At 27.7% G+C, this 24,910-nt stretch carries 24 protein-coding genes and 1 riboswitch; of the genes, 14 read left to right on the top strand and 10 right to left on the bottom strand.

What is annotated here, in order from left to right:
• Positions 1-43 precede the first annotated feature (43 nt).
• A complete protein-coding gene (locus IC174_RS09890) occupies positions 44-289 on the top strand; it encodes a hypothetical protein (RefSeq protein ID WP_227432629.1) in 246 nt (81 codons plus the stop codon).
• Positions 290-454: 165 nt separating this feature from the next.
• Here IC174_RS09890 and IC174_RS09885 read toward each other — a convergent pair whose 3' ends face one another.
• The 3 genes from IC174_RS09885 to IC174_RS09875 are packed head-to-tail and all read right to left on the bottom strand — an operon-like array spanning position 455 to position 6,153.
• Positions 455-1,771: a TolC family protein gene (locus IC174_RS09885; protein WP_227482825.1), complete on the bottom strand. Its 1,317-nt coding sequence runs from the start codon at positions 1,769-1,771 to the stop codon at positions 455-457.
• A 22-nt stretch (positions 1,772-1,793) separates the two neighbouring features.
• Entirely contained in the window at positions 1,794-4,925 is a 3,132-nt protein-coding gene (locus tag IC174_RS09880; RefSeq protein ID WP_227432631.1) for an efflux RND transporter permease subunit, read from the bottom strand.
• A gap of 4 nt (positions 4,926-4,929) precedes the next feature.
• Positions 4,930-6,153 carry an efflux RND transporter periplasmic adaptor subunit gene (locus IC174_RS09875; protein WP_227432632.1) on the bottom strand — a complete coding sequence of 408 codons (1,224 nt, stop codon included), beginning with the start codon at positions 6,151-6,153 and terminating at the stop codon, positions 4,930-4,932.
• A gap of 250 nt (positions 6,154-6,403) precedes the next feature.
• On the opposite strand from IC174_RS09875, the gene IC174_RS09870 reads away from it, so the two are divergent.
• Positions 6,404-6,889, top strand: coding sequence for a MarR family winged helix-turn-helix transcriptional regulator (locus IC174_RS09870; protein WP_227432633.1), 486 nt, complete (start codon positions 6,404-6,406; stop codon positions 6,887-6,889).
• A gap of 114 nt (positions 6,890-7,003) precedes the next feature.
• Here the strand turns inward: IC174_RS09870 and IC174_RS09865 are convergent, their stop codons facing one another.
• Positions 7,004-9,244 (bottom strand): type IA DNA topoisomerase, encoded by a 2,241-nt coding sequence (locus IC174_RS09865; protein WP_227432634.1) that lies wholly within the window; start codon positions 9,242-9,244, stop codon positions 7,004-7,006.
• 112 nt (positions 9,245-9,356) lie between these two features.
• On the opposite strand from IC174_RS09865, the gene dut reads away from it, so the two are divergent.
• A complete protein-coding gene (dut, locus tag IC174_RS09860) occupies positions 9,357-9,788 on the top strand; it encodes a dUTP diphosphatase (RefSeq protein WP_227432635.1) in 432 nt (143 codons plus the stop codon).
• A gap of 260 nt (positions 9,789-10,048) precedes the next feature.
• Positions 10,049-11,239: a C40 family peptidase gene (locus tag IC174_RS09855; RefSeq protein WP_227482824.1), complete on the top strand. Its 1,191-nt coding sequence runs from the start codon at positions 10,049-10,051 to the stop codon at positions 11,237-11,239.
• 264 nt (positions 11,240-11,503) lie between these two features.
• Here IC174_RS09855 and IC174_RS09850 read toward each other — a convergent pair whose 3' ends face one another.
• The 3 genes from IC174_RS09850 to IC174_RS09840 are packed head-to-tail and all read right to left on the bottom strand — an operon-like array spanning position 11,504 to position 12,580.
• A complete protein-coding gene (locus IC174_RS09850) occupies positions 11,504-12,076 on the bottom strand; it encodes a manganese catalase family protein (protein WP_227432637.1) in 573 nt (190 codons plus the stop codon).
• Positions 12,077-12,104: 28 nt separating this feature from the next.
• Entirely contained in the window at positions 12,105-12,371 is a 267-nt protein-coding gene (locus IC174_RS09845) for a spore coat protein CotJB (protein ID WP_021385274.1), read from the bottom strand.
• Entirely contained in the window at positions 12,371-12,580 is a 210-nt protein-coding gene (locus IC174_RS09840; RefSeq protein WP_227432638.1) for a spore coat associated protein CotJA, read from the bottom strand. The genes IC174_RS09845 and IC174_RS09840 overlap by 1 nt, the downstream gene beginning before the upstream one ends.
• Before the next feature lie 267 nt (positions 12,581-12,847).
• Here IC174_RS09840 and IC174_RS09835 point away from each other — a divergent pair, with 267 nt between their 5' ends.
• The 6 genes from IC174_RS09835 to IC174_RS09810 all read left to right on the top strand — a co-directional run bounded on the left by IC174_RS09835 (position 12,848) and on the right by IC174_RS09810 (position 18,470).
• Positions 12,848-13,708, top strand: a complete 861-nt coding sequence (locus IC174_RS09835) for an ATP-binding protein (RefSeq protein WP_227482823.1) — start codon at positions 12,848-12,850, stop codon at positions 13,706-13,708.
• 46 nt (positions 13,709-13,754) lie between these two features.
• Entirely contained in the window at positions 13,755-14,783 is a 1,029-nt protein-coding gene (locus tag IC174_RS09830) for a 3'-5' exonuclease (protein WP_255619340.1), read from the top strand.
• Between the two features lie 373 nt (positions 14,784-15,156).
• Positions 15,157-15,663, top strand: a complete 507-nt coding sequence (locus IC174_RS09825; RefSeq protein ID WP_227432641.1) for a flavin reductase — start codon at positions 15,157-15,159, stop codon at positions 15,661-15,663.
• A gap of 332 nt (positions 15,664-15,995) precedes the next feature.
• Positions 15,996-16,667 (top strand): hypothetical protein, encoded by a 672-nt coding sequence (locus IC174_RS09820; RefSeq protein WP_227432642.1) that lies wholly within the window; start codon positions 15,996-15,998, stop codon positions 16,665-16,667.
• A gap of 158 nt (positions 16,668-16,825) precedes the next feature.
• Positions 16,826-17,332, top strand: a complete 507-nt coding sequence (locus tag IC174_RS09815; RefSeq protein ID WP_227432643.1) for a PolC-type DNA polymerase III — start codon at positions 16,826-16,828, stop codon at positions 17,330-17,332.
• A 127-nt stretch (positions 17,333-17,459) separates the two neighbouring features.
• On the top strand, positions 17,460-18,470 hold the full coding sequence (locus IC174_RS09810; RefSeq protein ID WP_227482822.1) for a biosynthetic peptidoglycan transglycosylase: 1,011 nt from the start codon (positions 17,460-17,462) through the stop codon (positions 18,468-18,470).
• A 556-nt stretch (positions 18,471-19,026) separates the two neighbouring features.
• Here the strand turns inward: IC174_RS09810 and IC174_RS09805 are convergent.
• Positions 19,027-19,203 (bottom strand): hypothetical protein, encoded by a 177-nt coding sequence (locus IC174_RS09805; RefSeq protein ID WP_227432645.1) that lies wholly within the window; start codon positions 19,201-19,203, stop codon positions 19,027-19,029.
• A 48-nt stretch (positions 19,204-19,251) separates the two neighbouring features.
• Positions 19,252-19,348, bottom strand: a riboswitch (cyclic di-GMP riboswitch).
• Positions 19,349-20,064: 716 nt separating this feature from the next.
• Here IC174_RS09805 and IC174_RS09800 point away from each other — a divergent pair.
• The 3 genes from IC174_RS09800 to IC174_RS09790 are packed head-to-tail and all read left to right on the top strand — an operon-like array spanning position 20,065 to position 22,196.
• Positions 20,065-20,439 carry a BlaI/MecI/CopY family transcriptional regulator gene (locus IC174_RS09800; RefSeq protein WP_255612849.1) on the top strand — a complete coding sequence of 125 codons (375 nt, stop codon included), beginning with the start codon at positions 20,065-20,067 and terminating at the stop codon, positions 20,437-20,439.
• Positions 20,432-21,583 (top strand): M56 family metallopeptidase, encoded by a 1,152-nt coding sequence (locus IC174_RS09795; RefSeq protein WP_227432646.1) that lies wholly within the window; start codon positions 20,432-20,434, stop codon positions 21,581-21,583. Before IC174_RS09800 ends, IC174_RS09795 begins: the two co-directional genes overlap by 8 nt.
• 16 nt (positions 21,584-21,599) lie before the next feature.
• Positions 21,600-22,196, top strand: coding sequence for a peptidoglycan-binding protein (locus tag IC174_RS09790; protein ID WP_227432647.1), 597 nt, complete (start codon positions 21,600-21,602; stop codon positions 22,194-22,196).
• A gap of 124 nt (positions 22,197-22,320) precedes the next feature.
• On the opposite strand, the gene IC174_RS09785 is transcribed toward IC174_RS09790, so the two are convergent.
• Together IC174_RS09785 and IC174_RS09780 are read right to left on the bottom strand one after the other, a co-directional pair.
• On the bottom strand, positions 22,321-23,337 hold the full coding sequence (locus IC174_RS09785) for an alpha-hydroxy-acid oxidizing protein (protein ID WP_227432648.1): 1,017 nt from the start codon (positions 23,335-23,337) through the stop codon (positions 22,321-22,323).
• Between the two features lie 332 nt (positions 23,338-23,669).
• Positions 23,670-23,852: a hypothetical protein gene (locus IC174_RS09780; RefSeq protein ID WP_227432649.1), complete on the bottom strand. Its 183-nt coding sequence runs from the start codon at positions 23,850-23,852 to the stop codon at positions 23,670-23,672.
• 325 nt (positions 23,853-24,177) lie between these two features.
• Here IC174_RS09780 and IC174_RS09775 point away from each other — a divergent pair, with 325 nt between their 5' ends.
• Positions 24,178-24,597, top strand: coding sequence for a DUF3785 domain-containing protein (locus IC174_RS09775; protein ID WP_227432650.1), 420 nt, complete (start codon positions 24,178-24,180; stop codon positions 24,595-24,597).
• Positions 24,598-24,910 lie beyond the last annotated feature (313 nt).

Raw genomic sequence — 24,910 nt, 5'->3', positions numbered from 1 at the left:
ATTTCAACCAATAATTAAATTGAGTTTACTGGAGGGGATAAAGTTGACAAAGTGTCCTAAATGTGGAAAAGAAGTATCATCACGTCCAGGTAGTATATGCCCACGATGTGGATTTAAAGTAGTAGAAGAGAGTCTTAAAATGAGATGCCCAGAACCTAGCTGTAGAGCATTAGTATCTAGGAAGTTGGACTATTGTCCTAAATGTGGATGTAAGCTGAAAGGATATAATATTTCAGAATTTGTTAATATGGTCAGATGTAAAATAGATGAAACATTTGATAAGAAGTAATTAAATTAAGCTTTAGACCTTATTTTGTAGTGAAGAATATATGTGTTCTTAGAATCAATAATATTTTAGTAAATAGAAAAAGAGTTGAACTAATAATAAGCCAACTCTTTTTCTATTTTATTGAGCAAATTTATTTTAGTAAATAAATGCTTTTATACAACAGTATTATTTTTTGCCTCCATCGCTAAGTATCCATGGCTTTTCTATACCATTTTTTAATGAATTATAGTTTACAATAAGTGTATCATAGCTATTTTTAGCATCTTCATTGCTTACTACTTGTTTTTTATAGTCAGTTAGAGTAATCAATCCTAAGTCATATCTTAGCTTAGTATTTTTTAATTGTTTTTCCGATAATTCAAGCTGTTTTTTAGTTGTTCCAATTGTATCTTCTAAAGCAAGTAATTGTGCATAGCTATCAATCAAGCCTTTTTTTAGAGCTTTTTTACTATCCTCTAGTGTAACTAAGCCATTTTCAGTATTATATTTTTGTTGAAGATAATTTGCATATGTAGTAAGTCCAGATGCATAAGTCTGTCTTTCAAGATTGTATGCTTCAACTGCTTTTTCATATTGCTCATAATCTTTATCATATTTCTTCTTAAGAACTTCATATTCAGCATCAGTTAAACTACCTTGTTCTGGTTTTGTAGGAGCAACTGGTCTTGTAAGATTAGGTCTATCTGGTAAATCTGCCTTATTTTCATCATCATCATTAAAACTTTCTTCTGTACGTTCTAAAATCAATTGGTCATACTTTAAGTATTCATTAACCTTACCTTCCATGTATGAATCAACTGAACCACCTACTCTAAAAGACTCAAAACGGTATTCTTTATCTAATTGATAGTTGTCTAAATTTATATTAGTCAACAACTTAAAATAATCTTGATTATTTTTTAGTTCTTGAAGTTTAGATTTTTGAGTATTTTGTAGCGTCTGAAGTTCAAGCTCAGCTGACTCAGTTTCCAATGATGTCACTAGACCTAAATCCTTTTTTAGCTTCATATCTTTAATTTCTTTAGTTTTTATCTCAAGATTATGTTTTATTTTATCTAACTCATTTTCTCTTGATACTAAATCATTGTACTTATTAGTAATATCATTTGCTATTTGGTCTTCCATAAAATATTTTGCCTGTTCGCTTTGATTTTTAAGAAGTCCAATTTGGTCATATGGAAATGAGTTGTCACTTCCAGTAAAACTATCAAATTCATCCTGTACTTCTAGTTTTTCTTTTAACATTTTTATTTCTTCTGATTTCATTTTTAATTTTTCACTATTTTTAATTGCTGCACTGACAGCATCTCTAGCAGTTAAAAATTCTTTTTCAGCTGTTCTTTTAGTCGAGTCACTTAAGGTAGCATTATCAACTTTATTTATAGAAGAAGTATTATCATTTGCATAGGCTGGCATTAAATTAGCTGTTATTATACCAACGCCACATCCAATTGCAATTATTTTACTAACTTTTTTCTTCAATACAATCGCCCTCCATTTATATTTAAATTTTAGCTTTTAATTTTGGTTTCTTAAATATTTTTCCTTTTATATCTCCTATTTTATCTGTTATTTTACCAAATATTTTAGGCATCCTATCTGAAAACTTATTTTCCCACTTATCAAATATTAAATATATAGTAGGGATAAGTACTAGTGTTATTAGTGTAGATACAGTAAGACCACCCATTATAACTACGGCTAGTGGTTGCATTGTTTCTCCACCTTCACCAAGAGATAATGCTGTTGGTAACATACCTAGAATTGTTGTTGCAGTTGTCATTAAAACGGGTCTTAGTCTCGCAGCACAACCAATTGAAACCAATCCAATTAAATCATTACTACTATTTGCTTTTCTAAGTTGTTCTATGTAGTCAATAAGAACTATACCATTGTTAACAACGATACCAATAAGTAAGATTATACCTAACATACCTACAGTACTTAAACTTTGACCAGTTACCAAAAGAGAAAGTACAACTCCAACAAATGCAAATGGCACACAGAACATTATTATAAATGGTTTACTAAATGATTCAAATTGAGCTACCATTACCATATAAACAAGTGCTATGGCTATAACCATTGAGAATCCAAGACTGGCCATAGATTCATTCATCATTTCTGTTTCTCCACCAACACCAATAGAGTAGTCTTTAGGGATTAGCATCTTATTAGTTTTTTCTAATGCTAATTTTGTAGCTGTACCAGCATCTAAATTATCAAGTGTTGCAGTTATATTTACAGAAAAATCACCATCAGTTCTTGATATGGACTGTAAACCATCTACCATTTTTATGTCCGAGAAAGCTCCAAGAGGTACTTCATTTCCAGTTGTAGAATTTACTTTTAACTGTTTTATATCTTCTAGATTATCGATACTATCTGCTTTAAACTTTAGATTTACATCGACTTTGTAGTCATCAATAGTAGCAGTAGTAACTGAATCACCATTTATTGCAGTACGCAATAATCCTGCAATTTCTGCTGTATTTACACCGTATTCTTGAGCTCTATGTTTGTCTATTGTAAATTGAGCTTCTTGTGTTGTATCTGTAAGGGAAGTCTCTACATTTCTAAATCCTTTTATAGAACTGAATTCTTTTTCAACTTCTTTTCCTAATATCTTTAATACATCCAAATCAGGGCCCTTCATCTCTAATGTGAAGTCTGCTCCTGAAGTTCCACCCATAACACTACTATTTTGACTTACATTTATTTTACAATCCGGAACAGTAGCAACTCTATCAATTATTTCTTTCTCTATTTCATCAGTAGTTCTTTTTCTATTTTTTTGAGATTCCAATTCAATTGCTATACTTGCACTATTATTATTTGAGTCTGATGTCAAACTTGTTATCAATGTCTTGATTTCTGGAATATCTGAAACTTTTTTCTCTGTCATAGAAACATAATAATCATTAGCTTCTAAGCTAAGCCCCTTTGGAAGTTCTATAGAAATAGCCAATTCTCCTTTATCTGCTGCAGGCATAAAGTCCATACCTATAAAGCTCATTCCGAATAGAGAAGCTACAAATATAAGTAAACTTGATATTACTACTAATTTCTGATGTCTCAAGCATACACTTAGTAATCTTTTATATCCTTCACTTACCTTATCAAATATAGGGCTATCTTTTTCCTTCATTTTTTCACTACTTTTACCTCTACTTAGTTTTGCAAATACACTAGGAACAAGAGTAATTGCGCCTATAAAAGAGAAGGCTAGAGAAGCTATAAGTGTTTTACCTAAAGCCCCAAATGTTATTTTGGCTATACCTTCTGTAAACATAATAGGTAAGAATATAGCTATAGTAGTCAATGTTGATGCTAGTATTGCATTGGTGACAGTTCGTGTACCTTCAATAGCACAATCATCAATGCTCAAACGACCACTTTTCCTGTATTTAAATATGTTTTCAATTACAACTGTAGCATTATCAACGACCATACCAACTGAAATTACCAATGAACTTGCAGTGATAAGGTTTAAACTTTCGCCTGTAAAATAGAGAACAGCTATTGCTCCTATTATAGAAATTGGTATTGCCACTGCAACAACTAATGAAGCTCTTACACTTTTTAAGAAAGCAAATATTACTACAAATGCAATAACTGCACTTATAAGTAAATTGCTCATTACACTGTTTATTGATTCGCTTATGTAAGCACTTGTATCATTGGCAATTTTAATTTTAAATTGTGGATTTTCTTTATTCAATTCATCTACATATTTATATGCATCTTGCATAACTTTTACAGTATTTGCATCTTGTTGCTTAGAAATATCTATTACTAAACTGCTTTTTCCATTGTATCTATAAATACTATCTTTGTCTGCAAATCCATAATCTACACTACAAAGAGTATCTAAGTTAACAGTGTTTCCTCCTTTTACAGGAATTTGAATCTGTTTTATATCATCTAAAGATTCTAATTTATCAATTGATCTTAAGACTATCTTATCTTCACCTTGAGTAATTGAACCATAAGGGAATGTTTTATTACTAGATGATAAAATACCTTTTATAGTTGATAAACTAACTCCATAATTTGAAAGAACTGATGGGTCAGCTATTACATTAACTTGAGCTTTTTCTCCACCTTTAATGTCTGCTGATGTAGTACCATCTATAGATTCTATTTTAGGCTGAATTACATCTTCAGCGTATTTTCTTAGTGCTTGTGCATTATTATTTCCACCAGATATAACAAGCTGACCTATAGCTTGTGCATTCATATCTAATTTTAGTACTGTTGGCTTAGCTGCATCATCTGGTAAACTAGTTTGTAATGCATCTACTTTAGATCTAACATCGTTCATTATTTCATCTAGGTTGGTTCCAAATTCAAATTGAGCTACGACCATAGAAACACTTTCTTGTGAACTTGATATAGTTGAGCTTACATTTGAAACAGATGATAAACTTTCATCAACTTTTTGGCTAACTTGTTCGTCAACGTCTTGAGGACCTGCACCTGTCCAAGTAGTCATAACCATTACAACAGGTATTTCTATATCAGGCATTAGATTTATTGACATTTTTTTATATCCAATACCACCAAAAACTATTAATACTAAGAAGACCATTATGATTGTGAGAGGACGCTTAACGGAAGTATGTGTTAAATTCATAATACTATTTCTCCTTTTCTACAGGAAATATCTTAGTTCCATCAGAAATAAGACTTATCCCCCCAATAACCACTGTATCTTTTTCACTTACACCACTTTTGATTGCTATTTTATCCTCTGTTACAATTCCAGTTTGAACTAATGTTTTCTTTGCTATGTTATCTTTAGTTGCTATGTATACATATTTTTTTCCATTTTCTTCAAATATTGCTTTTTTAGGTACTGTAACAGCTCCATTTTCTTTTTCAACGCTTAAGTTTACTTGTGCAGACATTCCTGCTTTAAATTTGTTGTTAGTATTAGTAACAAGTATTTTAACAGGATATAAAGATGTCTGAGGGTCAACTACTGAAGGAACATAATCTATCTTTCCTAAAACTCTTTGGTCTTCAATAACAACATCTACATTACCATCCTTTTTAAATTTAGCTATATCTGCTTCTGCTACATTTAAGCCTACTTCTAATATATTAGGATTAGAAATCACAAAAGCTGGTTGTGATTGTGTTATCATCTCTTTTGAGTCAAAGTTTTTGGCTGTGATTGTTCCATCCACTGGAGCTTTTAATGTCAGCTTATCTAAGTTACTCATTGCTAAGTTATATGATACTTGAGCTTGGTCAAGTTGTTTTTTAGCAAGTGATTTAGCTTGAGGTATACTTTTTGAAGTTGCTGTATTGTATGCTCTTTGTGCAGAATCTAGTTGTTGTTTTGATTGTTCTAAAGCAACTTCTATTTTTTTAAATTGGTCTAAACTAATTACTTCCTGCTCATAAAGAACCTTGTTATTGTCATAATTTCTTTGGGATTCATCATATTGAAGTTTTGCGCTATCAAGAGCTGTTTTTGCTTGATTCACTTGAGCTTCTAATGCACCCCCAGTAGCACTTGCATAACTTGCTTTTGCTAAATCTAGTGATGCTTTAGACTGTTTTACACTGTTTTCTAAATCTTCACTAGTTATACTCAATAAATCATCACCTTTTCTTACATTTTGGCCAAGTTTCACATAAACTTCTTGAACTGTGCCAGCAGTTTGAGCAGTAACTGATGTCTCATCTTTAACTTTTGTAGTTCCTGAGAAAGCATTTGTATTTTCTATTTCTCCACCTACTGCCTTTTGAACAGAGACTGCTATAGGTTTTTCTGGTTCAGGTTCATCTGTTTTTCCACATCCAACTAAGAACAGTGAACTACACATTAAAAAAACTACTAAATATCTTTTCATATCTCCTCCTATTATATTTTACACTAGCTTGTTGTAGAATTTAAAGTGTCTTATAATTTAAGTTTAGTTTTAGGCTAATTAAAAAACTTCCCTTTTTTGGCATTTTATAATTCTCTAATTTGATTATAAATTTATAATTATTATGAGTCAATAACTTTTTCTTGTTTTAAATTTATTAATAGTTTATAATTTATACTATAATAAGTAATGAATATTTTATTACAGTATTTATTGAAGGGATGTTACAAATATGGATAACGATAATATACTTAAAATAGCAGACTCTTTTTTAGACTTTTTATTTGTACTTCAAAATAATATATTCAAAGAAAACGATTTGTTAAAAAAATTTCAAAACAACTCAGATATGATGAAAGAGTATTTTGGAGAGTGTCCAATGGCTCCATCACATGCAAAGGTAATTCTTTATCTTATGACATCAAACTCATCATCAATTTCTCAAATAGCTTCTAATTTAGGAATACTAAAATCAAATATGACACCAATTATTGATAGATTAGTAGAGCATAATTTAGTAAATAAATTTCCTGACCCAAAAGACAGAAGAGTTCTTAGAGTTGAATTGACAGATAAAGCATTTGAATTATTTGATATTGTACAATCTATTCTTAAAGAGTCTATAGTAAAGAAACTATCAAATCTTTCTGATGAGGAACTAACTTTATTAGATGAACATACACTTAAACTATCAGAAATAGTAAAAAAATTAGTTTAAATGTACATATGAGAAGTTATTATATAAAGTTAAATTTTTACACAAAGCAGAAATAGCAGTAGTATAATATATTTAATATTATACTACTGCTATTTCTGCTTTTATGAATATTATTTAATTCTCAAATTCTATTTTCCAGTTGAAGTAGCCAGTATCTGGATTTTTATTATATTTTAATGTAGCATCAAACTTGTTTCCATTTTTAGAAGTTAAAGATTTTACTTTTGTCTCACCTTTTTTTAAAATATTTTTGACCATAGTTTTATTAACTTTCTTTTTGTAGAGGCTTAAGTATTTGTCATTTTTCCAAATAACGAACTTACACTCTTTATGATTTTTACAAGCAAATCCTTTATCAAACTCAAGAACATCACCTTGACAAATAGGACATTTACCAAGAGACGTATTTTCATTATTGGTTTTATTTTCTTTTTTAATATCTGTATCTTTTGATACAGCAATTTCCTTTTCAGAATCAGTTAAACTTTTTTTGGAACTATTTTTTGAATCCTTTGCTTTTACCTTAGTAAATTTTTTAGTTTTTGAATCAAAAGTATAAGCCTCTGTATTTATATTTTTTGAAGCATCCTGTTTTATAATATTAACATTTTGATATATAAAACTAATAATATGAGTAAGATATTCTTTTCTAGTGTATTTACCTTTTTGAATATCACTTAAACTTTTTTCAAGTTTACCAGTGTAATCTACATCAAATAAGTCCTTAACAGGAAAAATTTCAACTAAATTTTTTCCAAGGTCTGTTATAAAGTAAGATTTGCCTTTTTTCTTTACATAGCCCACTTGACTTATTTTTTTTAGTACATCAGCACGTGTGGCTGATGTTCCTATTGAATACCCTGAAAGTACAGTTGTGTCTTCTTCAGGTACATTTTTACCACAATTTTTCATAGCTTTTAAAAGTGTATCTTCAGTATATGATTTAGGTGGTGTTGTTTGTTTGGTTAATGGCTTTATCTCTAAGACATCAACAATATCATCCTTGTTTACAAATGGAAGTAAATCGTTTTTTTCTTCCTTATTATACACCTCAAGGTATCCCTTTGATTTAAGTACTTTTCCTTTTGTTAAAAAAGTGCAATCATCTACTTTAGTCTTAATTTCTGTATTCTCATATTCAGCAGGAGGCATAAAATTTGCTACAAATCTATCTTTTATAGCATCATAAACCAATTGTTCATCTTTAGATAAATTTTTTGGTATTATGTAAGTAGGAATTATAGCACTATGTGAATCTACTTTGGATGAATCAAAGACCCTTTTTGTTTTGGAGAATTTAATTTTATTTTCATATTCAAGACCGACTTTTAATTTTTCTAAAGTTTGAGAAGCCTTTGAAGTTAAACTTTCTTCTAAAAAAATAGAATCGGTTCTTGGATAAGTTATATACCCACCTTTACCATTACCCTCATAAAGAGATTGACATACATTTAAAACTTTATCAGAGGTAAAATTAGAGTACTTAGAAGTTATATATCCTTGAAGTGATGTTAAACTAAAAAGTTTTGGTGCATACTCTTTTGACATAGTAACTTTTTTATCTAGTATTTTACCAGTTTGAGATGTAATTGAAGCTATGATTTTATTTGCATCTTCAAGTGTGTCAAATTTACTTTCTTTACCTTTAATATATTTACCTTTATATTCACCATTTTCAGCTTTAAAATGACCTTCTACTTCATAATAAGTTTTGGGAACAAAATTCAGTATTTCCATATCCCTATCATAGACTAATTTGACTGTTGGAAGAATTACTCTACCTATATTTAATAATTTTCCATTTCCATATTTTAATGTAGCAACGGAAGTGAAGTTTATTCCAATTAACCAATCAGTAATAAGTCTTGTATATCCAGCAGCTTGAAGATTTCTCATTTCATCTTCATCTTTTAAGTTTTTTATACCTCTCGTAATGTCTTCTGGAGTCCATTCATTTACCAAAATTCTTTTTACTGGTTTCTTATTTTTTGCAAGTAAAAATATTAAAAATGCTATAAGTTCTCCCTCTCTGTCATTATCAGTGGCATTTATTACATATTCCACATCTTTTCTGTTTAAAAGTTTTTTTACAGTATTGAATTGTTTGGTTTTAGAACTATCAATTTTGAATTTAAACTTATTTTCAGGCACAAATGGAAAGTTATTCATTTTCCAAGAGCCAGAATACTTATCTTTATCATAATCTTTCATATCATATAATGATACTAAGTGTCCAACTGCATAAGTAATTATATAGTCATTTCCTTCAAAGTAACCATCTTGTCTAGTCTTTGCACCTAAAAACGATGCTATAGTTTTTGCAACAGATGGTTTCTCAGCAAGTACAAGTTTCATAAAAAATCCTCCTTTAAAACACTAATAATTATATTACCACAAAAAAATAAAAAACTTCAAGAGGCTGAAATTTAAGTTATAATATTTATAGGAAATTGAAAGGAGATAAAAAATGTACAATTTAAAAGTAAAAAAATTAAATGACGACGCTATAATACCTAATTTTGCTCACAAAGGTGATGCTGGTATGGATTTGTATTCTATAGAGGAGGTTGTAATACCTTCTGGAGAGACTAAACTTATTAAAACTGGAATATGTATAGAACTTCCTGTTATGACAGAAGCGCAAGTAAGACCTAGAAGTGGACTTGCTTTAAAACATTCAATTACTGTGTTAAATACACCAGGAACTATTGATGAGGGATATAGAGGAGAGCTTAAAATCATATTAATAAATCATGGAAAAAATGATTTTAAAGTTGAAAAACATATGAAGATTGCTCAAATGGTAGTAAAACCTATATATGAGATTAATATAGAAGAAGTTAAAGAATTAAGTGATTCCGAAAGAGGAAAAGGTGGATTTGGTTCAACAGGGTTATAAAAGTTACAAAAAAGTTAAAAAATATAAAATTGTTTAATAAGATATAGTTTGGCTATATAACTGAGTTTTAACCTCTCTACGATTAAAAAATATTTATGGTAATTTATGGTATAGAATTATTACTATAGACAAATAGTTACAAATTTGTAATAATATTAATATAAAAGAAATAATTGATATTTAAAAATAGTGTCAATTATTTCTTTTATGTTAGAAATAAAAAATAAATCTACTAGAAAAGAGGAGATGAGTGGAAAGTTATGAATTTTAATCAAAAGAGAGTAGCAGCCAGTATAATGGCCACAGCGATAATAATGCCTACAATGGGGAATTTAGCATATGCTAATGAGTCTGAAATAGAAAGTTCAACTGTAGAAAGTAGAACAATAACAGGGAATGCAGTAAATTTTAGAAAAGGACCAGGTACAAATAATGCATCTATAGGAAAGTTCTACAAAGGTGATAAAGTTGAGTACATAGGAAAAGATGGTTCTTGGGTAAAAGTTAAATATAATGGGAATACAGGTTATGTGCATGAAAAATATTTATCAATAAATAGCCTAGGAAATAGTAATGAAAGTAATGATGCTTCAGTAAAATCAACAAAAGTTGTTACAGCAAAGGGATTAAATTTTAGAACAGGTCCAAGTACAGGAAGTTCTAAAATATCTACTTTGGGATATGGTACTGAAGTTGGATACATATCTGAGTCAAATGGATGGTCAAAAATAAGTTCTAATGGTAGAGTCGGTTACGTTTCAAGTAAATACTTAGGAACTAACTTAAGTGATTCTGCAAATGGAAATGATGGAAGCAGTTCAAGTGATATTGTAAAGGATACAAAAGTTGTAACAGCAAAATCATTAAACCTTAGAACAGGACCAGGAACAGGACACTCTAAAGTGGCTACGTTAAGTTATGGTACTGAAGTTGGAAGTATCTCAGAAGATGGTGGATGGACAAAAGTAAATCATGATGACCAAACAGGATATGTATCAAGTCAATATCTTGCAGAGAAAGGTTCTGTTGATACTTCAACTCCATCCGATTCAACTAATTCTCCAAGTCAGGGAGCTGATAGTGTAATAGGCTTTGCAAAGACACTACTTGGAAAACCATATGTATGGGGAGCAGAAGGTCCAAATAGTTTTGACTGTTCTGGATTCACACAATACGTTATGAAAAAATCTGCTGGAGTTAGTATACCAAGAGTATCTAGAGACCAAAGTAAGTATGGAGCATATGTAAATAGAGGAGACCTTAGAAGCGGAGATTTAATATTCTTTGATACACAAGGTTCAAATAATGGCTCTGTAAGTCATGTTGGAATATATATGGGAAATGGAGAGATGATACACGCATCTTCAGGTTCATCAAAAAAGGTAACAATATCTAATATAAATAGTAGTTACTATTCAAGTAGATATGTAAATGCAAGAAGAGTTTTATAATCATTTAAATTTAATGATAAAACTTTATAAATAGATATTTCTTTATTGCTTATAAAATAAAAGCAGGTATGGTGTCAATAGTATTGTAGATTACTATCTATTATTACTGTTGATTCAGTACCTGCTTTTTGTTGTTTATTTGTTCTATCTGCGTATAGAAAATGGACAGTTCTTTATAGTTTTTTATATTTTTAAGCTAATTTAAGCGAAAAAGTAAGTTAGTAAATTAGTAAATAATTGTAGTTTTATATATAAAGAAGAATTTTAGAATATTTTTTGACATTCCTCTAATTCATAAGCATCCATTAAAGCTTCACCAAATCTTTGATAGTGAATTATTTCTCTTTGACCTAAGAATTTTAGTACGTTTATAACATCAACATCATCTGTTAAGTTTATAAGTTGATAATATGTTGCAAGTGCTTTTTGTTCAGCAGCCATATCTTCATGTAAATCAGTTACAGGATTTGACATAACTGCGATAGGTCTTACATCAAATGGAACCCCATTTGAATCTGTTGGATAAATTCCATATCCATTTTGTGCATAGTTTGAGCCAAGACCAGCAGCTTTTAATTCTTCTGGGCTTACATCAGAAGTTAACTGATAAACCATAGTACATATAAGCTCAACGTGAGCTAGTTCTTCTGTACCAATATCTGTTAAAAGTGCACGCATATTACCAGTAGGCATTGTATATCTTTGACTTAAATATCTTAAAGATGCAGCAAGCTCTCCATTTGGTCCTCCAAATTGAGTTATAAGAAACTTAGCCATTCTTGGGTCACAAGTTTTTATATTAACTGGGTGTTGTAAAGTTTTTTGATATATCCACATGAATTTTCAATCCTCCAATACTTGATGTCTAATAATTAAATTCTCTGTCCCAAGGCCAAGGTTGCTCAGCCCATTGCCAAGGGCATCTACTTGGAGCATACCCAAAGTTAGTTAAAGGACCATATTTATTTTCGTAAGCGTATCTAGCCTGTGCAAATTGGTTACATAATGAATTGTAAGTGTTGATAGCATTTTTATCATCAGGATGAGTGTCTAAATATAAGTTCATATCAACACATGCAAAAGATGTTTCCTGAATTTTTCTCATAAGTTCAGCTCTAGATGAATCTTTCATTATCTTCTACCTCCTCTTAATTTTTTTGGCTTAGCATATAATTCTTTGTTGTACATTTCAGATTCTAATAAATTTAGTTCTGGAAATATAGTTCCAAATTTTAATGCATCAGAAAGGCAGTACATTTCTGTGAAAATTTGATTATTAATATATGGTCTAGCCAAAGATGAACCACAATTTTTTTTAATATCTCTAGTTTTATTTTCCAAGATGAAAACCTCCTTGTTGTAAATAGATAGGTAAGTCTATCTAGTGTATAATATTCATACATTTAAAAATCGTTACTCATAATAAAATATTAAATGAGAAAAATAAAAAAGATAATAAAAGAAAGGCTTTATTTATGTTATTATAAGTTTATGTGTTATTGTAAACTATAAAGTATTTATTAAAATTAAAGTAAAACTATAGTATTTTATAGAAGTAGGTAGACTTTTTTGTAAAATATTATTAACATAAATATACGAGGTGATTAAATGAGTGAGCTATCAGGAAAAGGCTGTGAAATTATAGTTCCTTTTGAGGAAAGACTTTCACTAAGGGATATAGAAAAAAGTATTATAAAAAAATATAGAAAACATTTATGGTCTAAGTTTATAAAGGCAATAAGAGATTATAAACTAGTTGAAGAAGGGGATAAAATAGCTGTAGCAATATCTGGAGGAAAAGATAGTATTCTTATGGCTAAAATGTTTCAAGAATTAAAGAGACATGGACAAGTTAATTTTGATGTTGAATTTATTGCTATGGACCCTGGATATCATGCAAATATAAGGCAATTACTTATAGATAATTGTGAGTATTTAAATATTCCAATACATTTATTTTATTCAAGAATATTTGAAATAGCTGATGAAATTGCAAAAGATTATCCATGTTATATGTGTGCAAGAATGAGAAGAGGAGCATTATATTCAAAAGCAGAAGAATTGGGGTGTAATAAACTTGCATTAGGTCATCATTATGATGATGTAATAGAAACAACTATGCTTAATTTGTTGTGTGCAGGAAATTTTAAAACTATGCTTCCTAAGCTTAATTCTACTAATTTTGAAGGAATAAAAATTATAAGACCACTTTACTATATAAGAGAAGAACACATTATAAGATTTATCCAAAATAGTGGTATATGGCCTTTAAATTGTGCGTGCATGGTTGCTGCTAAAAAAACTGGAAATAAAAGATATGAAATAAAAGATTTAATAAAAAGTTTAGAGCCAAATTTTAAAAATGTAGAAAAATCCATATTTAAAGCAGCAGAAAACGTAAATCTTGATTCGGTACTAGGGTGGCAAAAAGATGGGGAGAAACATTCTTTCTTAGAAAATTATGAATAAAAGTAATTAAAAGAATCACTATAAACAATTGGAAAGGGTGTTTATATTGAAGAGAGTATATATAGATTTTGAGATGAATATGCCAAATTCTAAATCAAAGAGAGATATATTAAATTCAGATATAATTGCAATTGGAGCAGTTATGTATGATGAAAAGACAAAAAATATTGATAAGTTTAAATCTTTAATAAAGCCAGTAAGTAATGCCCAGTTGTATCCTCATATACAAGAGTTGACTCATATATCTTCAGAAGAATTAAAGTATGCACCAAGCTATGAAGAGGTCATGAGAAAGTTTAAAAAGTGGTTAGGCATATTTTCTGAGATTGAAGGAATATATACTTTTGGTAATTTAGATTTAACATGTTTCAATAACACTGATATGAGAAGTTCTAAAAAAAACAATCATCCAAGGTTCGTAAACAACATTAGAGAGTTATTTGTGGATATAAAAGAGAAATATATAGAGTGTGGTATAAAATGTATGAACTATATATCACTAAAAAATTTACTTGAATTTGCTAACTTAGAGTTTAGTGGAGATGCACATGACCCATTAAATGATGCATATAATTTATTTATTTTGGATGAGGCAATTACAAATAATGTAGATATACAAAATCTTTTAATAATGCTAGATATAATAAGACCTCCATTTAATAACATAAATCCAGATTTAAATGATTGTTTTGATAAATTTAAAGAATCACTTTATAAAAAAGAAGGAAATTATGATATTGTAGATTTTTCTATTGAGATAATAAAAACTGTGAGAATGTACTTATTGACAATTATAAATATAAACATACAAAACATAGAAGTTATAAAAGATATAGATAAAAAATTGGATACTATAGATAAATTAAAGAATATAGAAGATGGATATTTTTATTTATTAGAAGATGTGTATTTTGATATAAAAGATTTATTAGAAGATTTAATGCTTTATAGAGTACATGAAGATGAATACAAAAACGAAATAGAAAATATAATAAAGATGTTTGATGAAGATTTAGATAGTGAGAAAATATATATTGATAAGAATAATAACTTAAATGTTATTAATAAAGTATAAAAAGTTACAATTAATAGAACAAAATTTGGTGATTATGATAGTTTTTGAACAAAACTAGATTTAAATGGAACTAAACTACTATAAAAATATATAAAATAGTAATAAGTGTAGAAAGTGTATATACTTTCTACATTTTTAATATTATAGTATTCTAAATTTAATAAATGTATTATATATTTTATAATTAATATATTTTATTGACATTTTATGATTAAAAAATATAAAAACTACTTCTTGCGAAAGTAATTGATTTGTTGTATTATAATTTACATGAATATGGAAAATAATCTTGAAAGCTGTATTATAAAAGTGCATATATTTAAATTTTTAACAAATGACTTATTTATTAAAAGATGAAGGGTAGGATGATGTTATGGGATTTAAAGAAGTAAAAATTGAAGAACTACAGTTTAATCCATTCACTAAAATTGGTAAAGAGTGGTTACTTATAACAGCAGGAAACTCAGCTAAATTTAACACAATGACTGCAAGCTGGGGTGGTGTTGGAGTGTATTGGAGTAAAAATGTTGTAACAACTTACATAAGACCACAGAGATATACAAAAGAGTTTGTAGATAATAATGACACATTTACAATTGCATTTTTTGATGAAAAATACAGAGAAGCTTTAAATATTTGTGGTACTATTTCTGGTAGAGATACAAATAAAGTAGAAAAAGCAGGACTTACACCATATTTTATAGATGATACAGTAGCCTTTGAAGAAGCTAATATGATTATGGTTTGTAAAAAATTATATCATGATACAATGCCACCAGAAAACTTTGATGCTAAAGAAAATGATGAAAAGTGGTATCCAAAGAAAGATTATCATACTATGTATATATCAGAAGTTGTAAAAGTTCTTATAAAAGAATAGATAAAATAAATTAAAAAATATTTTTAATAGTAAATAGGTATTTTCTTTTAATTACTATTAAATAGATATTTTTTTATTAAAAGATGAACTCTGTTTTTTGGGGTTCATCTTTTTTATTTCTTTGTATAGAAATATTTATATGAAGTATTCAAGGATATTTCATACGTATCTATTAATTATCTGTGTTTATTGTACTTAGTTTATTTTAAGAGAGATTCTTTTAAAGTGAGATTTACTTAATATATAGTCTTAAAAGTATAAATGCCAACTAATAAAAATATATATTATATTAGGTATTTTAAATAAATTTTTATAGTAAAAGGGTGATTTTTATGGAAAATATAACTAGTTATTTTAGAACAATAGTATGTGTGTTTATATGTTTATCATCTGCATTTATATTTATTCAATTAGCTAGAGTTTTTATTAATAAGAAAAAAACTAGTATAAAAAATAAGTCAAAAAAAGGTTTTCGTTATGATAGAGATTTAATTGAGACAAGGAGAGAAAAAACATATACACAAGATAGAAATAGCGATAAAAATAAGAATATTGATAAGAAATTAAAGGGAGAAAAAGTATTCAAATATGATAATGGAGACTTATATAAAGGAGAGTTTATTGATGGGAAGAAAAATGGATTTGGAACATATATTTTTTCAAGTAAGGAAAGGTATGAAGGGTTATGGAAAGATGATAAGATGCATGGAATAGGTAAATATACTTATAAAGATGGTTCAATATATACAGGGGAATTTAAAGATGGTTTTAAAAATGGTCTAGGAAAATTAACTTATCCAAATAATGATATATATAAAGGTTATTTCTTAGATAATAAGAAAAATGGCAAAGGTGTATTATATAAAAGTGATGGAAATAAGCAGGCAGGAATATGGGAAAATGATGAACAATGTAAAAGTTTAGATTTTAAAGAATTAAGCAATAAAAAATTAAATAATGATGTTTATCAAAATAGATTAAATGATAATAAGATAAAAATTTAATTATTATAGTAAAATAATCTTTATTTATAATGGAATATCTGCTGTATATTTAGTAAAATTTGTAAAAATTTCATATATCATATAAAATTAAGTATTGATTAGTATATTGCATAAATATAGAATATAAATATATCCATTTGATAATAAGGAGAAGAGACATGAGAGAATATGTAGTTGTAGATTTAGAAACTACAGGATTAGATCCATATAAAGGTTGTGAAATAATAGAGATAGGTGTAACAGAAATAAAAAATGACGAAATTGTAAAAAACTATTCAAGGTTAATAAAACCTAAGGGTATAATCTCTTCATTTATAACGGAATTGACACACATAAGTAATGAAATGGTAGAAAAAGAGGAGTCTTTAGAGTTGGTTTTACCTAGATTTAGAAAATACATAGGTGATAGAACTATAATTGCACATAATGCAAAATTTGATTTAAAGTTTTTAAATTACTATCTTAGAAAGTTGGATTTAGAGCCAATAAATAATTATATATGTACACTAGAATTATTAAAAAAATGTAAAAGTTATAAAGGAAAAAATAAGAAGCTTGAAACAGCTTGTGCTTATTATAATATAGAGAATATAAATGCTCATAGAGCTGATAGTGACACTTTAGCAACTGCAAAGCTATTTTTAAAAATAAAAGATGAATATTAATCGCAAATATAGAGAAAATTAGTGAAAATATCCTTTATAAAATTGACCCTTAAACTTACAATTTTGTTCTTTGATTTATTTTGTGGAACAATGTATAATGTACCTTATATAAAGAAGGGAGACTAAAATGGGTTATTACAATGATGATGATAATAATAAAATAAGACGTAAAAAAGTTAGTAATAATAAAGATAGTAATAAAAAATCTAAACATTCTTATACTTCAACAAGTAAAAAAAGTAAAAATTCTCAGACAGCCTCTAGTAAAAGAATGAGTGAAAAGGTAGATTCACAAAATATTATAAAAAGAGATAGTTTTACAAGAGATAATGTAAGACCTTTAAATACAGATTATAGTCAGAGAGATAGACGAAGAGTTGAGTACAAGCAAAGAGATAGAAAATTAAAAAGCAAAAAAAGAAGAAAGCAAAAGAGAATTAAAATAGCTAGAGCATTATTATCTGTTATGTTAGTGGCACTTATTATATTTTCAGTGGCAGGTGCAATTTTTACAGTTTCAGCTATAAAAGGTTCACCTGAAGTCACTAAAAAATTAATTAAGTCTAAATATATAAGTAGTGAGGTTGTCAGTATAAAACAAATGCCAAAGGACTTAAAACAGGCTATAGTTTCAATAGAAGATGAGAGATTTTATAAGCATAAAGGAGTAGATGTTATTTCCTTAGCTAGGTCAGTACTTAATAATGTGTTTACAGACACAACACAAGGTGGAAGTACTATAGATATGCAAGTTTCAAAAAATCTGCTTACAAGTGATGATAAAACTATGAAGAGAAAAATAAGGGATATGTATAATGCAAAGCAGATGAATAAGATTATGAGTAAAGATGAAATCCTTGAAGCGTATCTAAATAATATGTACCTAGGAAAAAATGCATATGGAGCTGCAAAAGGAGCTGAAGTGTATTTTGGTAAAAAAGTTGGAGAGTTAAACCTAGCTGAGTGTGCTATGCTTGCGGGGATGACCAATAATCCTGCGAGGTATATTGACCATGGAGAGGCTAAAAAGAGACAGTTGACTGTGTTGTACAAAATGCATGAACTTGGTTATATAACTGATAAAGAATACAGAATAGCAAAAGCTGATGACACTCCATTTAAGTCAGAAATTGATTAAAAAATAAAAAAACTAGTGTTTCCAATATATAGAATATAACAAAAGTTTGATTTGTCACCATATTGCTACTAGTAAGTTGTAATTTGGTGGCAAATTATTTTATATATTCTTGAAAATATTTATAGTTTTATATTCTACAGTCAATCTATTAATAAGAAATGAACTGGAGAAATGAGGGAATTTTTATTTAGAGTGTTATTTTAAGAGCTAGATTTATATACATTTATTCTTTCTTAAGAAATATATATTATTTCTCAAAAAGTAAAAAGTCACTCTGTGAAAGAGCGATTTTTAGCTTGATATAAAAATTGAGTGTTATAAAAAATAACTTACTATGATTGATTATGAAAATTCACTCTAGAGCAATAGATTGTAGTTTCTTTTTTTGTTTTTGATATTATTTTGTATTTTTATCCTATTGGATTTTATAAAAAATAAAACCATAACGATTATAATACAAAAAAGAAATATATTTGAATTAAATTCGTATCATTTATTATAAGATTATTTAAAAGTAGATAAAACTAAAAAGGATTTTCTAGAAAATAAAATCTATCTAATTATACTTATTTACCAAGACCATCACTTGATATAAATATGATTCTACTACATTTTCTCCGTACTCTAGCATAAAATCATCTAGCTGTGTATCTATAAAATTACAATAATCATGTGAACTACTAATATAAGCAGTTAATACATGTGTACACGTATCTATTTTCTCTATAAACATTTTACATCCCCCTAAAAAACTTTCATAAAAACAAAAAGAAAATATCTTTTTGGCAACTGGCTGACATAACTCATAAGATACTTTATAAGTCTTAGTCCCTATAGCTTTGCGTCACTAAATTTCTCTAGTTTTGCCGATTTAGTTTTATTCTACAACTATATAATACTAGAATATAATCCATTATTCAATATTATTATGAGAAAATAAAAAAGATTTTAAATTATGAAATAAATTTTGCTTAAAAAAATAAAACGAATGCATAAATTATATGGAAATACTTCTATGTGGTTGTTTGTTAAAAGGTGCCTATTATTGACTTAGGCTAGAAAAAGCTTTAGGAAACGATAGGATATGAAAAAAGAAGAATTTTAAAAAACTTATATGGTAAAAATTGGATGAAAAGGTTTGCTTTAATTCTCTTGCATATAAGACTCTATTGAGATAGAATTTATTTATGCATAAATTGACTTACACTATAGTGTGGTAATAAAACAAAGAAAGTATTTTAGCTTTGAAACAAAAGCTTTTTAAAAAATATACATAAAAATTTAATATCAAAAGCGATTTAAAGATTAGTCTAGTTTATTTCCCCAAAAAGTATTATAATGTTCTTTGCATGTAAAAAAGAATATTCATAATTAGGTACTACTCAAGATAAAAAATATTAATATATTGTCGTTATTAATAATATAATAAAAAATTTAATGAATTGTATTATTAAATCTAACTTATAATATTTTAAAAAAGATTAGAAAATTAACATAAAATGTAAAAATTCACAATTTTTTCATAAAGTATTTGACTAAAAAATTCTCTTGTTGTAGAATTATGTTAGAAAGAGTTTTGGGGGAGGTGTAAATCATGATAAAAAAAATACCACAAGCAGAACTAAAAGTAATGAAATTTATTTGGAGAGTAGATGCTACAGTGACATCAAAAGATGTTATTGAAGCAATGGAGCAAGAATATGGATGGAAACAAACCACAACACTGACACTTTTATCAAGACTAGTAAAAAAAGAATTCTTATATGCTCAAAAAATAGATAGATATACACATTACACAATAGTGGTTAAGCAACAGGAATACTTAAACTTTGAGACAAAGGATTTCCTAAGTAATATACATAATGATTCTTTGGTAAGTTTAATTTCAGCTTTACATGAGGATGAAGCTATAGATAAAAATAAGCTGGATTTTCTAGAAAATTACTTTGATAATTTAAAGGATGAATAGTTATATGATACAAGTTTTTGAAAATCTTATACAGACAACTATTGTATGTAGTCTTGGTATTTGTCTATTATTATTTTTGAAAAGATATTTATTTAAGAATTTTAGTAAAAAGTTCAATTATTATATTTGGTTAGTAATAGTCTTTAGAATGTTGCTTTTTCTTTTTAATTATACAATAGTGTATGAAGTAAAAGAATCAAAAAGTAATAATGTAGTAGGAAATAATATTACAGAAATCACTGTTCCTACAGATAATAATTTTATGTTGTATTTAGCTTGTTTATGGATATTTGTCGCTATAGTTATTGCAGTATATACTTTTGTAAAATATACAAAATTTAAAAATCTTGTTGTTGATGTATCTTATGATATAGAAGATGATGATGTTAACTGTATGTATAAGGATTTACTGAAAGAATTAAAAATAAGAAAGAAAATTGAATTAAGAGGTTCTGATGAACTGATAAGTCCAGCAGGTATGGGATTATTTAAATCGTACATATTTTTACCAGATTATCCTTATAGTAAGGATGAGTTAAATTGGATTTTAAGACATGAATTGATGCACTTTAAAAACAAAGATCTTTTAATAAAGTTTGCAGTGTTATTTGTGAAAATAATATATTGGTTTAATCCACTTGTTTATATAATGAGCAATAGAGTAAATATCGATTGTGAATTATGTTGTGATGAAAGTGTTTTGAATGACTGTTCTTTAAAAGAGAAGAAAGAATATGCATTAGCACTTATAAAGTCAATTAAGTTAAGTAAAAATTATCAGAGTGGAATTTTGACAACAGAGTTTAGTAAGACAAATTTAGAAAAAAGACTAAATAGTATTGTTAAGAAGAAAGGTAGAAGTGGAATACTAATTGCTATTTTGGTATTTATGACTTCGATAACATCTTTTATTGAAGTTGATGCTCAGATTAAAATTGATGAGAGTAATAATGGAATGAATAACAAGATTAATGAATTTTTATTGAATAAGAAGACTGATAAAATTATAGATATTTATTATAAAGATGCGCCAAGTAAAATTAGAAAATTTTATGAAGATAAATGCAAATTACAAGGTAAAATACCTAGAGACTATGACATAATAGAAATGAATATAAAAGATTACAATCAATTAATAAAATAATTACAAGGAGGATTTTATGTTAAAAAAATCAAAAAAAACATTAGCGATTATGTGTTGTTTAATGCTTACTTTTACAAGTGTAGCATTTGCTGACACAGGTAAAGGAGGAAGTAAGGAAGTTGTTTCAGAGAAAAATATAGATTCTTTTACTCTTTCTGGATACATATATACATATGAAAATGCGCCACAAGAAATAAGAGATGAACATAAACAGAATTGTGAAGATGCAAATATAGAACCTAAGCCAGATGATGAGATATTTGTTCCAGAATCGGCTAATCTAATGAATGATGATAATAGTAAAGGTGTTTATGCACGTTATACTGTTTCTTATAACATAGATGCTAAAACTATAACAATTATGGGTAATGAATATCTGACTATAAGTACAACAAAAGTTATACGTAAAGATGATAGTGGAAAAGAAGTTAAAGCTGCACAAATTATGTTATCTTTACTTGGTTATGGTTTAAGTATAGATAGTGTTTTTGGAAGCGATACATATAATACAATTGTACGTTTCCAAAAAAAATACGGTTTATCTGCAGATGGAGTAGTTGGACCAGCTACTTGGGATAAGTTGGGTAGACTAACTGACCCTACTCTTTCATAGGATTAAAATCTAAAAAACATATTAAATAGTGTCTCAATGTAATTTTTTAATTTAAATGAGACACTATTTTTACATGTGAAATAATATACTATTTAAATATATATGCTATAAAACTATTTTACAATCACTTCCATATAACCCTACCATCAATATCCTTAACCTCTTGACAACCAGTCAAAATCATAGTCTCACATAACTCATTCCTAACCTTATCTATAAAAAACTCAACACCATCAAGACCTCCACCAAAAGAAGCAGTAACAAAAGGTCTTCCCATCAAAACAGCATCAGCACCCAAACCTAACATCTTAACCACATCAACACCAGTTCTAACACCACCATCAGCAAGTATAGTTATCTTTCCTTTTACAACCTTAGCTATATCTGGAAGCACCTCACAAGTACCAGGCGTGTAATCAAGCACTCTTCCACCATGATTTGAAACAACAATAGCACTAGCTCCAGACTCTACAGCCATCAAAGCATCATCCACAGTCATAATCCCTTTTATTATAAAAGGCAATTTAGTCGCTTCAACCAACTCTCTAATCTCTTCAACTGTCTTAGGTGAAAAAGGATTTTCTTGAAGCTGATTATTAATTAATCCACAAGCATCAAGGTCTACACCAACTGCAAAAGCACCAGCCTCTTCAGATAATCTAATTTTTTCTATTATCTTTGAATTTTTCCAAGGCTTTATAAATACAATTCCATCTCCAGCATTATCTTTTAAAACGTCTAAATTATCCAATAAAAAAGTATCTACATTGGTATCTCCAACCATGGCATAGATTCCAGAGTTAGAGCAACCTCTAACAACAGGTTCTATGTATTCTTTTTCAGAAATCTTACCACCCATATTTAACATAGTACCTGATACAGGTGCAGCAAATATAGGAGCACTCATTTTTTTACCAAATAACTCGATAGTAGTATCTGGATTTGAAACATTATGTATTACTCTCATATTTATTTTTACTCTTTCCAAGCTTCTTCTATTTTCTATAAAAGAAGAGCCACTTCCTTTTCCTCCCATGCCAGGAACATTTCCAGCACAAGCTAATCCATTACAAATCTTACAGACTTTACATTTTCCATTAAAGTTATCTCTAGCAGATTCTAATAATTCATTATAGTTCATATCAAATTCTCCTTTTCATTATATTAAAATTGAGTATTACTATATTGAAAATATCTTAATTGTAAATGAAGAGATGATATTGTGATTAGTTAAACTGAATAATACATATTAGATATTTTTATTATTGTAGGTAAGTAAATTATAGCATATTAGATAAATAAACTTAAATTGTTTTTGTTGATATAGTATATATATAGGATATTTATTAAAATTCAAAAAGGCCATATATAGATTTTTTTAATCTATATATAGCCTTTAAATTTATGTCAATTTCTTTTTTATCAATGAATAAATAATATAGAATACAATATACAAAAAAGTTGCTCGAAATGTTAGGCTAATCCCCATTTACAAAGCAACATCATTATGCTATGTAAATTTGAATCAACAATGTTTTCACCATACTTCACCATAAAGTCATCTAATTGTGTGTCTATAAATGAATAATATCCACTTATGCTATCAATATATGCAGTCATTAAGTGTATACATTCATCACTTTTATCTTTATACATCTGTATCTCCCCCTATACAATATATAAAATTTGATACTAAATTGTATCTTATAAAATAGTTAAGTGTGTTACATCTATATCCAATCTCTGTATTCATATACTTATATTAATAGGTAAAGTGAATTTTGACAATAGGTTTTGAAAAACTGGATGTTCAAAACGTAAAGTTGGGTTTTAAGATAATTAAGTAAATTATATGTATACAATATATGTATATAACTTACTTAATAAGAAATATTATAAAATTATATAACAATTACTTTTATTAAGAATGTTTAAGTGGTAGAATAACTTGGGAGATTAATAATTATTAGGAGGATATAATATGAGTTTGTACAAGTTTATATATGAAGACAAGGAATATTTATTAAAAGAAGATAATTGCAGTGCTTTAATAAATGATGAAGAAAGTCCAATTCAAGAAATAAGCATTCCAAAAATAATTGAGATACTTAATGAATCAGAAGATGTTGATTTTGATATAGAATACTATCAAGAAGCATGCCCATTATGCTTGGAGGGTGTAAAAGAAAAGAAAAAATTCTTTCCGTTTTTAGAATATCATTTTTATATTTTTAGTAAGGATGGAAAATATGTAATAAGTAATATATCTAGTGATTATAAAGGGATGTCTTTTAATAAATTATCAAGAGCAAATAAAGTTGATAATAGTTACATTGTAAGTGTGATAATTTGCGAAAATTGTCAAGATTATATAATTCAAATAGAAAATTGTATAGTTTAGTGTAATTTATGTCTTAATTTAGGAGAAATTTCTAAATTAAGACACCGACTTTTTTTAAAAATAGTATGGAAAATTACTAAATTTATGAGATAATGAAAGTCGGAGGTGGGTTACAATATATAATAAATATTTGGAAGATATAGATAGTATAATTTTAGATTCAATGTTTAAGCTGACCTTGAATGAAAAACTATTAAATAATGATAACTTTTTTGAAAAAAGAATTGATGAAATTAACAATTCAATTAATTCCTACAAAACTGAACAAAGTAGTTTAATGTTATTAAAATTAAATTTTTTGCTAGCTTTACTG

The sequence above is a fragment of the Clostridioides sp. ES-S-0001-03 genome (assembly GCF_020676075.1).
In the GTDB taxonomy this organism is placed as follows: domain Bacteria; phylum Bacillota; class Clostridia; order Peptostreptococcales; family Peptostreptococcaceae; genus Clostridioides.
The sequence above is the reverse complement of the archived record's forward strand: the minus strand, read 5'-3'. Positions and strand labels throughout refer to the sequence as shown.